This window comes from Cypionkella psychrotolerans, assembly GCF_001294535.1.
Classification (GTDB): domain Bacteria; phylum Pseudomonadota; class Alphaproteobacteria; order Rhodobacterales; family Rhodobacteraceae; genus Cypionkella; species Cypionkella psychrotolerans.
Map to the genome: position 1 here is coordinate 87563 of NZ_LGIC01000083.1, position 14394 is coordinate 101956.

The window sequence follows — 14394 nt, forward strand, 5'->3', positions numbered from 1 at the left end:
CCGGCAGAGCGCCCGTTGCGCTCCCCCAACACCTACCGCCGTTTGCTTAATAAACCAGCACACATTGTAAGCAGATTTGAGCCGCTTTTGACCAAAAGTGATTCGGGATTACACAAAATGGGCGATAGTGTGGCGATCCATACAACCTATGCGAAAGTAGATCGTCTCCGGTTTCGCCACAGTAAAACCCCTGCATGGCCAGTGTTTCCAGCCACCCCACAATGCCCCCTGCTTGCCCATGTTGCCACAATTTTGCCACAACTTCTGGGCAGCAAAGTGGCGAAAGGATGTGTTTGCGGGGGCAGCATCCGATGTGGCTTGTAAAGGAAGATACCGTGGTTATGGCCCCCTCCCCCCGCGCTCTGATGCGCAATCTGGTTAATCGCAGCCAGCAGTTTCGCCGCGACGAAGACGGCTCGCTGATCATTTTCGCGCTGGTGCTGTTCTTGCTGATGGCGATGATGGGCGGCTTTGCGGTCGACATGATGCGCTATGAGCAGACCCGCACCGCCCTGCAAAACACACTGGATCGCTGCACCCTGATGGCGGCCAGCCTTGACCAGAGTCTTGATCCGCAATCGGTGGTCACAGATTGTGTCGACAAGGCCGGTTTTGGGACTGACCTGCAAGGCGTGCAAGTCGTGCAGTCGTTGAATTCGCGCAGCGTCGTTTCGAAGGGCCGCGTCGATACCAAGCCATTCTTCATGCACCTGATCGGCATCAACAAATTTGACGCCCTTGGCACGTCTGGGGCCGAGCAAGCCATCACTAATGTCGAAATCGCGCTGGTGCTGGACGTCTCGGGTTCGATGAGCGGGGCCAAGATCGCCAACCTCAAGATCGCCGCTGCCGAGTTTGTCGACAACATGCTGGCCAACGATCCCAATCACCGCATTTCGATCTCCATCGTGCCCTATAATGCGCAGGTGAACCTCGGCTCGGTGCTGCGCGCCAAGTATCAGGCGGTCAACTTACATGGTGTGGCTGATGTGAACTGCCTTGAGCTGCCATCTTCGGTGTTCAGCGCCCCCGGCATCCCGCGCAATGTCGATTTGCCGATGATGGCCTATGCCGACCATTACTATGGCGCCAGCCAGACCAATGCCGCTGTCTCGCCAACCTCCAGCTCTGCACTGCCGAACTATGCCTCTGTCTTCTGCACCAAGCAGCCTGCCAATATCGTGCGCCTGCCCAGCCAGGACGCCAGCGTGCTGAAATCCCAGATCAATGGCCTTGTCGCAGGCGGCAACACCTCGATCACTCTGGGGATGAAATGGGGCGTGTCGCTGCTCGACCCTTCGGCGCGCGGCATGTATAATGAGTTGATCGGCGCGGGCCAGATGGGGGCAAACCTTGCAGGTCGCCCGTTCAATTACACCGACCCCGAGTCGATGAAAGTCGTCGTGTTGATGACCGATGGCGAGCATGTTGCCCACAACCGCGTCACCGATAGCTATAAGACCGGCCCCTCGCCGATCTATAAAAGCAGCGGTGGGGATTATTCGGTGTATCAGGCCGCGCATGCCGGCAACAAATACTGGGTGCCGCATCTGGGGACCTGGTCAGCCACTCCCTACAATGGCGGTGTGCAGCAGAACTGGGAAACCGTTTGGACCAATCTGAAGGTCAGCTATGTCGCGTGGCAATTCTACGCCCGCGCTTTGGGCAGCACCAATACCGCGCGCAGCACGATCTACACCAATCAGATGAACGACATGGTGCAGACCTATGACTCGGTCAGCGGCATGGACGCCTCGCTGCAACAAAGCTGCGGACAGGCCAAGCAGAACAACGTGCTGGTCTATGGCATCGCGTTCGAGGCCCCGAGCAACGGCAAAGCGCAGATCCTGCAATGCTCCACCTCAGCGGCCCATTACTTCGACGCACAGAACGGGCCCGAGATTCAGGCTGCGTTCCGTACCATCGCCTCGAATCTGACCCAGTTGAAGTTGACGCAGTAACACAAGCGCCCCCGATCCCGGCATCGGGGGCACTCCTTTTCCGCATCGGTCAAAACCAATGCCCCAGTCATTCATCAGCCCCGATTCGCACCGTCCACTGCTTGGCTCTGTCCATTCGGCAATCGTAAAAGCCAATTTGGGTCATTCTATCTACGATTGTGTCGAATCTCCCTACGATTGCGCCAAACCACTCAACAATCCCCCCCATCGGCGCAGTTTGTCGCCGGAATCGTGGATTTCGCCACAAGCTGCCCACAATCTGAAACACCAAAGCCATAGTTTTGCCCAAGCCCACGCGCTTTATGCCGTTTCAAGGTGTGTTTCTATGCTTCGCCGCCCGGTGCCCCGCACCGCAAGCCGCGAGCCGGAGTTGGGGTATGTCCATGTTCAGAGCGAACGTTGGAAATCAGGGTTGTGGCCAAATCAAACCGCGCATTGCGGTGTTGAGACGTTTTTGGGTGGCGCAAGACGGATCGCTGACCATTCTGGCGCTCACCCTGTTCCTGCTGATGGTGATGATGGGAGGCCTCGCGGTCGACCTGATGCGCTATGAGCAAACCCGCACCACGCTGCAAAACACCCTCGACCGCGCCACGCTGGCCTCGGCTTCGCTGACCCAAACGCTGGACCCAAAGAACGTGGTGGCAGATTACTTCACCAAGGCGGGAATGGACAAATATCTCAAAGGCGTCACCGTGTCCGAGGGCATGAACTTCCGAAACGTCACCGCCGATGCCGCCGCCGCCACCGACCCCTATTTCCTGCATCTGATCGGTCAGGACAAGTTGGATGCTCTGGGCCATTCGATGGCCGAGCAACGCGTCACCAATGTCGAGATCATGCTGGTGCTCGACGTGTCGGGCTCGATGGCCTCCAACAGCAAGTTGGTCAATCTGAAGACCGCCGCCAATGAATTCGTCGACACCGTGCTGTCCAGCGATGCCGAGCATAAAATCTCGATCGGGCTGGTGCCATTCAACGGACAGGTCAACATCGGCCCCGACCTGCGCGCGAAATACACTGGCCTCACCGATGATCCGGGCGTGACCAACGTGCAATGCGTGGACATGCCCAGCACCGTCTACAATGCCACAGCACTACCGACCAATACAGTGATGTCGATGACCGCCCACGCCGACACCTATTCCACCACCAACCAGACCAATTCTTGGGTGGCTTACACCGACACCAACTATGCCATCGGATACCATGCCATCAACAACAACGGCAACGTCTGGTGCCCGCCGATTGCTGGCAACATCATCCGCCTACCCGCCGAGACGATCTCAACCCTTCAAGGGCAGATCAACGGTCTGACGGCGGTTGGGGCGACCTCAATCAATGCTGGGCTGAAATGGGGTCTGGCTTTGATGGACCCATCCGCCTCCACCATGTACACCCAGCTGATTGCCACAGGCAAAATGGCGGGCGATCTCAGCGGGCGTCCGTTCAGCTTCACCGATCCCGAGGCGATGAAGGTGATCGTGCTGATGACCGATGGTGAGCATTTCGCCGAAGAACGCGTCAACGGGGCCTACAAAAGCGGGCTGTCCGACATCTACAAAAGCAACAGCGACGGTAACTATTCAATCTATCATGCCAGCTTGGCCAGCAACAAATATTGGGTGCCGCATCTGAGCAAGTTCCAAGCTGTTCCGTGGACTAACTCGACCAACAGTGGCACCTACACCCAACAAACTTGGCCGCAGGTTTGGGGCGCGATGCGCCTCAGCTATGTCGCATGGCAGTTCTACGCCCGCGCCTTGGGCAGCACCACAACGGCGCGCAACACCGAATATACCAACCGGATGGGCCTCTTCCGCAGTAAAACCCTAACCACCACGATGGACAGCCAGTTGCAACAGATTTGCGGGCTGGCGAAAGGTCAGGGCGTGATCGTCTATGGCATCGCGTTTGAAGCGCCAACCAACGGCCAGACCCAGATCCGGAACTGTTCGACCTCGGCAGCGCACTACTTCAATGCCTCTGGCCTGCAAATCCGCACCGCCTTCCGTGCCATTGCCAGCAACATCAGCCAGTTGAGGTTGACGCAATGATCCGCTGGTTCAAACGCCTAAGCCATGCGTTTCGCCGCGAGGACGGCACCGCCGCGTTGGAATTCGTCCTCGCGGTACCGCTCTTGATCACCATCTTCATGGCCTCGTTTGAAAGTGGCCTGCTGATGATCCGCTCGATCATGCTGGAACAATCCGTCGATATGACGATGCGAGAGCTGCGCTTGGGCCATTACACCCTGCCCGACGCCGCACTGCTGAAAACCGAGATTTGCAAACGCACGGTGATCTTCAAGGATTGTCAGGCCAACATCACCATCGAGATGACCCGGATCAGCACCACAAGCTGGGCGCTGCCCACCACTGGCGTCGCTTGCATCGACCGCTCAGAAGATATCCAGCCTGTCACTGCGCTGCAAATCGGCCAGCAGAATGACATCATGCTGATTCGGGTCTGCGTTGTGCAGGACGCGCTGTTTCCCACCACCGGTATCGGCCTTGGCCTGCCGAAAGACGGTCACGGCGGCTATGGCGTGATTGCGACTTCGGCCTTTGTGACCGAACCGAGTTGAGGGGAACATCATGAAATCGCTCCGCAACATGTTCCGCCGTTTTGGCCGCGACGAAAGCGGCGTGCTGATGGCCGAGGCCATCATCGTGCTGCCCTTCATGCTCTGGTCCTACCTCGCGCTGTTCGTCTATTGGGATGCTTTCCGCTCGGTCAACACCGCGCAAAAGGCCGCCTACACCATTTCGGATATGATCTCGCGTGAGATGGTCACCCTGCCGACCAATTACGTCACCGGGATGCGCGATCTGATGCGCTACCTGATCGACGGCGATCAAACCGTGAAAATCCGCGTCACCGAGGTGACATGGTCGGCCGTCAACGCGCGGTTTGAGGTCGACTGGTCGCGCTCGCCCGATGGCGCCATGCTGCAACTGACCACCACGACCATCGCCTATTACGCCTACCGCATCCCCAAAATGGCCGATGGCGACCGCGTGATCATCGTCGAAACCGAGGTCAGCTATCACCCCGCCTTCGACGTCGGCATGAATGATGAAGTACTGAAGCAATTCGTAGTGACACGCCCGCGCTTCATCCCCAAGCTGTGCATGACGGGTGTAACCTGCTCCTGATCGTTACACCCGATCACCCCTGACATCCTCCGCAAATCCGCACATAAGACCTGTGCGTTCACGCCTTGCTGCAAATACGCACCGGACTTACCTTGGGGACAACGTAATCAAAGGAGCCTGCCATGTCCCTCCGCCCCGTTCTCAGCCAATCCACAGCCCAGCCGCATATCGAAGGCGCAGGCGTGCATCTGCACCGTGCCTTCGGCTTTGGCGATCCGACCCAATTCGACCCCTTCCTGCTGTTCGATGATTTCCGCGGCGAAACCCCGCGTGATTACATGGCGGGCTTTCCGTGGCACCCGCATCGCGGCATTGAAACCATCACCTATGTCCTTGCGGGCGCGGTTGAGCATGGCGACAGCCTTGGCAATCGCGGCACCCTCAAAGGCGGCGATGTGCAATGGATGACCGCAGGCTCCGGCATCCTGCATCAGGAAATGCCGAAAGGTAACGCCAAGGGCCAGATGCATGGCTTCCAACTGTGGGCCAACCTGCCCTCGAGTCTGAAGATGACCCCACCGCGCTACCAAGACGTGAAATCCAACGACATCCCGGAAATCATGGATGACGACGGCTCCATCGTGAAGGTGATCGTAGGCTCGTTCTGGGGCAAAACCGGCCCGGTCGATGGCATCGCCGCCGATCCGCAATACCTTGACGTCTATGTGCCGCCGGAAAGGAAAAAGACTTTCAAGATAGATACCCGCCGTCACGCCTTCGCCTATATCTTTGAAGGTGCCGGTAAATTCGCCGACAGTTCCAATCCGCGCGGCGTGCTGCTCGAAAAGGAATATAAGGGTGAGGAACTCAACATCCGCGATCTCTCCGGCAACCGCACGCTGATCGAGTTTGGCCGCGGCGACGAAATCACCGTGCAAGCTGGCCCAAACGGCATCCGCTTCCTGCTGGTGTCTGGCGCGCCGATCCAAGAGCCCGTCGCATGGCACGGCCCCATCGTGATGAATACCCAAGCCGAGTTGCAACAAGCCATGACCGAGTTGCGCAACGGCACCTTCATCAAACCTGCGCATTAAAGCGGTTTGCGTTTTATCTGACGCAAAGGGTATCAGAATTCGCGCAGGTCTTAGCGCGAATTCTGATTCAAGATAAACGCAAACCGCTCTAGCAGCTCAGCCTGCGCATTGAACCTGAACCAACCGCGCGTTATGCTCCCCGGCATGACGCGCGCCCTCCTCCTGATCCTCGCCCTCTCCGCCTGTGCCCAATTCCCTGAAGTGGATGCAGGCGCCCGCACCAATCTGCCCACACCCTCCCTGCTCCCCACCGATCAACTGATCGCTGGCACCAATCAGACAGGCCCCGCCGATCCGCTGGCTGGCCAAGCCGCACTCTTGAAAGCCCGCGCCGCAACCCTGCGCGCCGAAAGCCCCAGCCAATAACCTCACAACGCCCGCGTTGCGCAGCGCCACGCCATCGGCTAACACCCGGCGCAAGCAATCTGAAACGGAGTCCCCTCATGTCTGCCAAACCCCTGCGCATTGGTCTCGCTGGTCTTGGCACCGTGGGCATTGGTGTGGTGAAGATCGTGCAAGCGCACGCCGATCTGATCGCCAAACGCACTGGACGCGCCGTGCAGATCACCGCCGTCTCCGCCCGCGATAAATCCAAGAACCGCGATGCTGATCTGTCTGGTTATGCATGGGAAACCGATCCCGTGGCGCTGGCCCAACGCGCCGATATCGACGTGTTTGTCGAGGTGATGGGCGGCCACGAAGGCGCCGCCAAACTGGCAACCGAGGCAGCCATCGCCGCAGGCAAAGATGTGGTCACCGCCAACAAAGCCCTGCTCGCCCACCACGGCCAAGCCCTCGCCCTCGCGGCTGAGTCCGCAGGCCGCGTCATCCGCTTTGAAGCCGCCGTCGCAGGTGGTATCCCGGTGATCAAGGCGCTGACCGAAGGGTTGGCCGCCAACCAGATCAAACGCGTGATGGGCGTGATGAACGGCTCGTGCAACTACATCTTGACCCGGATGCAGAACGAAGGCCTGTCCTACGCCGAGGTCTTCGACGCCGCCCAACAGCTTGGCTATTTAGAGGCCGACCCAAACCTAGACGTTGGCGGCATCGACGCGGGCCATAAACTCAGCCTCCTCGCCGCTATCGCCTTCGGCACCCAAGTCAGCTTCGATGCGGTCGAACTCGAAGGCATCGGCGCGATCTCGATCGACGACATCAAACTCGCCGCCGACATGGGCTACCGCATCAAACTGTTGGGTGTGGCGCAAATGACCGGGCGAGGCCTCGAGCAACGCATGACCCCCTGCCTCGTGCCCGCCGACAGCCCACTGGGCCAGTTGCAAGGCGGCACCAACATGGTCGTCCTTGAAGGCGATTCTGTCGGCCAGATCGTGCTGCGCGGCCCCGGTGCAGGCATGGGCCCCACCGCCTCTGCCGTGATGTCCGACGTGCTCGACATCGCGCGCGGCCTCCGTCTGCCCACCTTCGGCCAGCCTGCCAGCACTTTGGCAAAACCACAGGCCGCGCAATCCGCGACACCCGCCAGCTACTACCTGCGCATGACCCTGCTCGACAAACCCGGCGCACTGGCGAAAATTGCCACCTGCCTCGGCGACGCCGGCGTCTCCATCGACCAGATGCGCCAATATGACCACGAAGGCGACAAAGCCACCGTGCTGATCGTCACTCACAAAGCCACCCGCGCCGACATCGACCACGCCACCGGGCGCTTTGCCGCCACGGGTGTCATGGTCGGCGCCTCCGTCGCGTTGCGCATCGAGGAAGTCTGACCGCGATTCGCAAAGGCTAGATTAACGCTGGCTTCCTCCGACCCGCGTCAGCACGGGGAAAGCACAGCGAGAATACGCCGCAAAACCTTGCAACTCGGCAGATTACCTCAGCGTCCTCAAACTGTTAGCGCCACCATCCTTGCCGCCTACGCCGCCCCCGGCTAGACGAGGGAAAACCCCATTTTCCCGCAAGGATATCTCATGGCCGACGTCACCGAATTCCAAGACCGCCTGCTTTCCCTCGGCCTCGCCCGCGTCTCCGAGGCGGCAGCTTTGGCCTCCGCCAAGCTGATCGGGCGCGGCGATGAGAAAGCGGCGGATCAGGCGGCGGTCAACGCCATGCGCGACCAGTTGAATTTGCTGGATATTGCTGGCGTCGTGGTGATCGGCGAAGGCGAACGCGACGAGGCCCCGATGCTCTATATAGGTGAAGAAGTCGGCACCGGAAACGGTCCGGCGGTGGACATCGCGCTCGATCCGCTGGAAGGCACCACGCTGACCGCCAAAGATATGCCCAACGCCCTCACCGTGATCGCGATGGCCCCGCGCGGCACCCTGCTGCACGCCCCCGATGTCTACATGGAAAAACTCGCCATCGGCCCCGGCTACGCCCCCGACACCGTCACCCTCGACATGCCGCCCGCTGCCCGCGTCCGCGCCCTCGCCCGCGCCAAGGGTGTGGCCGCGGATGAGATCACCGTCTGCATCTTGGAGCGCCCCCGGCATGAGGCGTTGATCGCCGAAGTCCGCTCCACCGGGGCCGCCATCCGCCTGATCACCGATGGCGACGTCGCAGGCGTTATCCATTGCGCAGAAAGCGAAATCACCGGGATTGATATGTATATGGGCTCCGGCGGCGCACCCGAAGGCGTGCTGGCAGCATCGGCGCTGAAATGCATGGGCGGCCAGATCTACGGCAAGCTGCTCTTCCGCAATGACGATGAAAAGGCCCGCGCCTACAAGGCAGGCATCACCGATCTGAACCGCATTTACACCCGCGATGAGATGGTCACCGCCGACGTGATCTTCGCGGCCACTGGCGTCACCCAAGGCTCGATCCTGCAAGGCATCAAGATCGAACCGGGATGGGTGACGACCGAGACGATCCTGATGCGCTCGAAAACCGGATCAGTGCGCCGGATGTTGTACAAAAGCCCAATGAAATAAGGGCACAACCGATTTCCGATACGGAAATCGTGCCGGAATTTCTCAAATTCCGCCTTGCTCCGCGCCGCTCTGTCAGGCACACCCAAACCATGACAGAGCGCGCCTTTCTCTCGGTTGACCATTCGCTGACCCAGCGCCGCTGGATCGGCCCCGGCGATGAGGCCGAGCGTCTGGCCGAGGCGATGGCGCAACTCACCCGCCTGCCTCTCGCCCTCTGCGCCACCCTTGTCGCGCGCGGCGTCACGCCGCAAGACGCCCCGGCCTTTCTCGCCCCGCAACTGCGCGATCTGCTGCCAGATCCGCTGAAACTGCGCGATATGGCCAAGGCCGCCGCCCGCTTCCTATACGCCCTGAAAACCCGCCAACACATTGCAATCTTTGCCGATTATGATGTCGATGGCGGCTCCTCCGCCGCCCTTCTCATCATCTGGCTGCGCGCGATGGGTGCTACAGCCACCCTCTACATCCCCGACCGTATTGACGAAGGCTACGGCCCCAACGTGCCCGCCATGGCCGAACTGGGTAGCAAACACGACCTGATCCTCTGCATCGATTGTGGCACCCTCAGCTTTGATCCCATCGCCGCCGCCAAATGTGACGTGGTGGTCTTAGATCACCACCTCGGCGCAGAAACCCTCCCCCCCGCCTTCGCCGTGGTAAACCCCAACCGTCAGGATGAGGACGGCGACCTCGGCCACCTGTGCGCTGCCTCCGTGGTGTTCCTGATGCTGGTCGAGGCCAACCGCCAACTGCGCGCCGACGGCAGCCAAGGCCCCGATCTGATGGCGCTGCTTGATCTCGTCGCCCTCGCCACCGTCGCCGATGTCGCCCCGCTGATCGGCGTCAACCGCGCCTTCGTGCGCCAAGGCCTCAAGGTGATGGCCCGCCGCGAACGTGTAGGCCTGCGCGCCCTCGCCGATATCGCCCGCATGGACCAAGCCCCCACCCCATACGCGCTTGGCTTCCTGCTCGGCCCCCGCGTCAACGCGGGCGGCCGCATTGGCCAAGCCGACCTTGGCGCGCGTCTGCTGTCCACAGATAGCCCAACCGAGGCAACCGCCTTGGCCGAAAAACTTGACCTCTTGAATACCGAGCGCCGCGATATCGAGGCCCGGGTGCGAGAAGAAGCCCTCTCGCAAGCCGAAATGCGCGGCTTGGACGGCCCCTTGGTCTGGGCCGCAGGCGACGGCTGGCACCCCGGCGTCGTTGGCATCGTCGCGGCCCGGCTGAAAGAAGCCAGTCATCGCCCCGCCGTGGTGATCGGTTTTGATGGCAACGAAGGCAAAGGTTCCGCCCGCTCCGTCACCGGCGTCGATCTCGGCGCGGCGATTCATCGTCTGACCACCGAAGGTCTGCTGCTGAAAGGCGGCGGTCACAAAATGGCCGCAGGTCTGACGGTGGCGCGCGATAAACTCGAAGCCGCGATGGAACGCCTTTCCGAACTGCTCGCCAAACAAGGCGCAGGCGCGGGCGGGCGCGAGGATCTGCGCATTGACAGCCTGCTGATGCCAACCGCCGCAACCCCGGGATTTGTCGAACAGATTGAGTCCGCAGGCCCGTTCGGAGCCTCCGCCCCAGCCCCGCGCTTTGCCTTCGCCGACACCAATGTCACCACCCGCCGCATCGGCGAAAAACACCTGAAAATCAGCTTCGGCGACAGCATGGGTGCCCGCCTCGAAGGCATTGCGTTTGGGGCTTTTGACACCGACCTCGGCCCCGCGTTGGAAAACCCCGGCCACCAACGCTTTCACTTGGCCGGACGGCTAGAGCTGAACACATGGGGCGGTCGCACAAAGGTGCAATTTCGCCTGGAGGATGCGGCAAAAGCATGATTTTTCCTCTTGCGAAGCGCCAAATCTGCCCTTAAACACCGCCGCACCACAGTGGCCCGTTCGTCTATCGGTTAGGACACCAGATTTTCATTCTGGTAAGAGGGGTTCGACTCCCCTACGGGCTGCCACTTCTCCCAATACCCTGACATCGCTGAATAATTTCAGCCCCCTTGCGCCGCGCGACAGCCCGGCTATTCTGCCCACAATCTTTCCTTGTTGGATGCAGACCGTGTTGACCAAATCTTTGACCGCAATGCTTTTTTCACTGACTTTAACCGCCCCCGCCTTGGCAGCCACCTGCAGCAACACCTCATCAGGGTTTGACGCGTGGAAGGTCGATATGGCGCAAGAGGCCAAAGCCGAGGGCGTCGGCGAAGCCGGCCGAGCGGCGCTGATGGGCGCAAGCTATTCCAAAGCCACCATCGCGGCGGATCGCAACCAGAAAAGCTTCAAATACACCCTACAAAAATTCCTGTCCGTGCGCGGCGCCGATGCGATCATTTCGCAGGGCCGCGCACGCGAAAAGAAGAATCCCGACTTCTATGCAGGGCTTGAGGCGCAATATGGTGTGCCCGCAGGCGTCTTGCTCGCCATCCACGGGATGGAAACCGGCTTTGGCAATTTCATGGGTGACACCAATGTCGTCTCGGCCATCGCCACCCTGACCTTCGACTGCCGCCGCACAGATTTCTTCCGCCCGCATCTGATCGGCGCGCTGCTGCTGGTCGATCAAGGCTCGATCAGCGCCAAATCTGTCGGCGCAAAGCATGGCGAGCTCGGCCACACCCAGTTCCTGCCCGGCAATGCGCTGCAATATGGTCAGGACGGCAACGGCGATGGCCGGATTGATCTGACCAACCTCACCGACGCGCTCTCCACCACCGCAAACTACCTGCGCCAGAAGGGCTGGCAACCTGGGCTGGGCTATCAGGAAGGCGAGCCGAACTTCGCGGTGATCAAAGAATGGAACGCCGCCAAGGTGTACCAGCAGGCCATCGCGCTGATGGGCGCAAAAATCGACCGATAAATCGGTTTTTCCCCCTTGAACCCCGCGCGCCAACCGCTTAGGAACCGCCGCAGTGGCCCGTTCGTCTATCGGTTAGGACACCAGATTTTCATTCTGGTAAGAGGGGTTCGACTCCCCTACGGGCTGCCACTTCCCTTAATTTATGAATGAAACCCATCGCTTGGGCTTCACCGTTAAGTTAAGCATCTTCCTTCCAAAACCGCAGCAATCGCACTAGTCTTCACTGAATTCCCCAGCGAAAGCGCGCCAATGGATCGGCTGATCAGCGAGCGGATGTTCGTCACCGTGCTGGAAACCGGCAGTTTTGCCGCCGCAGCACAGCGCTTGGGCACCAGTTCCGGCCAAGCCTCCAAGCTGGTCTCAAAGCTTGAAGCCGAGCTTGGCGTGCGGCTGTTGCACCGCACCACCCGCGCGCTGGCCGCGACCGAAGCCGGACAGGCCTATTTCGACCGTCTGCGCAGCCTGCTCGATGAATTTGACGCGCTCGATACCGAAACCCGCAACGCCGCCCTGTTGCCACGCGGGAAGATCCGGCTCAGCGCGCCCCTAAGCTTTGGCACCATCCGGCTGCCCCCCGCCTTGCCGATTTTGCCAAAGCCTATCCCGAGATTGCGCTGGATGTGCATTTCTCAGACCGCCTTGTGAACCTTGTCGATGAGGGGTTCGATATGGCGGTGCGGGTCGGTAAACCCGGCGACACCACACTGATCGCGCGCAAACTGTGCAACTCGCAACTGATCGTGGCGGCCTCCCCAGCCTATCTTGTCGCACGGGGTGTTCCGCAAACACCGCAAGATTTGGCCGGGCATGACTGTCTGATCGACACTAATTACCGCGACCCGCTGCGTTGGACTTTTGCGCAAAATCAACGTGTTGCCGTCATGGGACGGCTGACGTTTTCCAACGCTTCCGCCTGTATGATCGCCGCCGAATCCGGGCTTGGCATCGCCTCATCCCCCGATTTTGTTCTGGCCGATAGCCTTGCCAGTGGCCGCCTCGTCCGCCTGCTGGCCGCTTATGAAGAACCGCCGATGGGGGTGTTTGCGCTGTATCCCTCTGGTCGGCATCTGGCGCTGAAGATGCGGGTGCTGATTGATTTTCTGGTGCAACATCTGCCGCACCCCAGCACACCCCTTCCAAATCGGACGGAATGATCTTCCATTTGGCAAGATTATCAATCCAATCGGAAAGAGCCATATTGCGCTCATCAATCCAAACCCAAAGGATAACCGCAATGACCGCCCTACCTTCCCAATCCACCAGCCAGACCGACCTCGCCGCCCTGATCCTGCGCCTCGCCCTCGGCGGCCTGTTCCTCGCCCATGCTGGCCTGAAAATCTTCGTCTTCACCCCCGCTGGCACCGCTGGCTTCTTCCAAAGCATCGGCCTGCCCGGCCCGCTCGCTTATCTGATCATCGCCGTTGAAGTGCTCGGCGGCCTCGCCTTGATCGCCGGATACCGCACCCGCATCGTCTCTCTCGCCCTGATTCCTGTGCTGCTCGGGGCCATCGTCACCGTGCATTTCGCCGCTGGTTTCTTCTTCACCAACGAGAACGGTGGCTGGGAATATCCCGCATTCTGGATCATCGCCCTTGTGGTGCAATCCCTGCTCGGCGACGGTGCCGCATCGCTTGGTCGCCGCGGCTAACCCCAAAACTTTCGGAGAACCGACATGTCCACTGCATCTGCACCCTTGGAAATCGGCCGCGTCGCCTTGACGGTGAATGACATCGGGCGTGTCGGTTCGTTTTACAAACAAGCACTTGGCTTGACTGAACTTAGCAATGATGGCGAAACCCTGCGCCTTGGCGCGGGCAACACCCCCCTGCTGGAACTGCGCGCCGACAAAACCGCCCGCCGCCGCAGCCCCAAAGAAGCCGGCCTGTTTCACACCGCTTTCCTGCTGCCCAGCCGTGCCGATCTTGGCGCATGGCTGCTGCACGCTTCTGACAGCCAACTGCCGCTGGAGGGTGCCTCCGACCACCTCGTCAGCGAAGCGATTTATCTGTCAGACCCCGAGGGCAACGGCATTGAGGTCTATATCGACCGTCCGCGCTCTGCATGGAAAACCCAAAACGGCCAGATCCAAATGGCCACCAACGGCCTTGATCTGAACAACCTCGCCGCCGCCGCCAAAGCCCCGTTCACCGAAAGTCCCGAGGGCACCGTGATCGGCCACGTCCATCTGCAAACCGGATCGGTCCCCGAGGCGGAAGCCTTCTACAACGGCGATCTTGGCTTTGCGATCACCACGCATTACCCTGGCGCCGCCTTCTACGGCGCAGGCGGATACCACCACCACATCGCCACCAACACTTGGAACAGCCGGGGGGCCGGCAAGCGCAATTTCCCCTCGACGGGCCTCGCCGATCTGGAAATCCTCGCCGATGCCGAACCCCTCTCCGCGCTGCGCGCCAAACTGCCCGCCGCCCTGGCCGACCCATGGGGCACCCCGATCACCCTGTCACCAAAGGCGGTGTAA

The 14394-nt window shown here is 60.5% G+C and carries 14 protein-coding genes and 2 tRNA genes; all 16 read left to right on the forward strand.

All coding sequences use genetic code 11. The features are described from left to right. The first annotated feature begins 311 nt into the window (after positions 1-311). The 16 genes from AKV04_RS18910 to AKV04_RS18985 all read left to right on the forward strand — a co-directional run bounded on the left by AKV04_RS18910 (position 312) and on the right by AKV04_RS18985 (position 14394). A complete protein-coding gene (locus AKV04_RS18910; protein ID WP_054007961.1) occupies positions 312-1961 on the forward strand; it encodes a TadE/TadG family type IV pilus assembly protein in 1650 nt (549 codons plus the stop codon). Between the two features lie 443 nt (positions 1962-2404). Beyond that, positions 2405-4018 carry a TadE/TadG family type IV pilus assembly protein gene (locus AKV04_RS18920; protein WP_162232913.1) on the forward strand — a complete coding sequence of 538 codons (1614 nt, stop codon included), beginning with the start codon at positions 2405-2407 and terminating at the stop codon, positions 4016-4018. After that, entirely contained in the window at positions 4015-4548 is a 534-nt protein-coding gene (locus tag AKV04_RS18925) for a TadE/TadG family type IV pilus assembly protein (protein ID WP_054007964.1), read from the forward strand. Before AKV04_RS18920 ends, AKV04_RS18925 begins: the two co-directional genes overlap by 4 nt. 10 nt (positions 4549-4558) lie before the next feature. After that, a complete protein-coding gene (locus tag AKV04_RS18930) occupies positions 4559-5119 on the forward strand; it encodes a TadE/TadG family type IV pilus assembly protein (protein WP_156317675.1) in 561 nt (186 codons plus the stop codon). Between the two features lie 122 nt (positions 5120-5241). Beyond that, entirely contained in the window at positions 5242-6153 is a 912-nt protein-coding gene (locus AKV04_RS18935) for a pirin family protein (protein WP_054007966.1), read from the forward strand. Positions 6154-6297: 144 nt separating this feature from the next. Then, positions 6298-6519 (forward strand): hypothetical protein, encoded by a 222-nt coding sequence (locus AKV04_RS18940; protein WP_156317677.1) that lies wholly within the window; start codon positions 6298-6300, stop codon positions 6517-6519. Between the two features lie 77 nt (positions 6520-6596). Then, positions 6597-7886: a homoserine dehydrogenase gene (locus tag AKV04_RS18945; protein ID WP_054007968.1), complete on the forward strand. Its 1290-nt coding sequence runs from the start codon at positions 6597-6599 to the stop codon at positions 7884-7886. A gap of 201 nt (positions 7887-8087) precedes the next feature. Then, positions 8088-9053 (forward strand): class II fructose-bisphosphatase, encoded by a 966-nt coding sequence (glpX, locus tag AKV04_RS18950; RefSeq protein ID WP_054007969.1) that lies wholly within the window; start codon positions 8088-8090, stop codon positions 9051-9053. Between the two features lie 89 nt (positions 9054-9142). Next, on the forward strand, positions 9143-10885 hold the full coding sequence (gene recJ / locus AKV04_RS18955; protein ID WP_054007970.1) for a single-stranded-DNA-specific exonuclease RecJ: 1743 nt from the start codon (positions 9143-9145) through the stop codon (positions 10883-10885). Positions 10886-10938: 53 nt separating this feature from the next. Then, positions 10939-11013 (forward strand) — tRNA-Glu (locus tag AKV04_RS18960). A gap of 92 nt (positions 11014-11105) precedes the next feature. Beyond that, positions 11106-11912, forward strand: a complete 807-nt coding sequence (locus AKV04_RS18965) for a lytic murein transglycosylase (protein WP_054007971.1) — start codon at positions 11106-11108, stop codon at positions 11910-11912. Between the two features lie 54 nt (positions 11913-11966). Further along, positions 11967-12041 (forward strand) — tRNA-Glu (locus tag AKV04_RS18970). 120 nt (positions 12042-12161) lie between these two features. Then, positions 12162-12557 (forward strand): LysR family transcriptional regulator, encoded by a 396-nt coding sequence (locus tag AKV04_RS27285; RefSeq protein WP_235815708.1) that lies wholly within the window; start codon positions 12162-12164, stop codon positions 12555-12557. Continuing rightward, positions 12533-13066 (forward strand): substrate binding domain-containing protein, encoded by a 534-nt coding sequence (locus AKV04_RS27290; RefSeq protein WP_235815709.1) that lies wholly within the window; start codon positions 12533-12535, stop codon positions 13064-13066. The genes AKV04_RS27285 and AKV04_RS27290 overlap by 25 nt, the downstream gene beginning before the upstream one ends. 80 nt (positions 13067-13146) lie before the next feature. Then, the gene (locus AKV04_RS18980) at positions 13147-13560 is read left to right on the forward strand and encodes a DoxX family protein (protein WP_054007972.1); all 414 of its coding nucleotides are present in this window, start codon (positions 13147-13149) and stop codon (positions 13558-13560) included. Between the two features lie 24 nt (positions 13561-13584). Continuing rightward, positions 13585-14394, forward strand: coding sequence for a VOC family protein (locus AKV04_RS18985; RefSeq protein WP_054007973.1), 810 nt, complete (start codon positions 13585-13587; stop codon positions 14392-14394).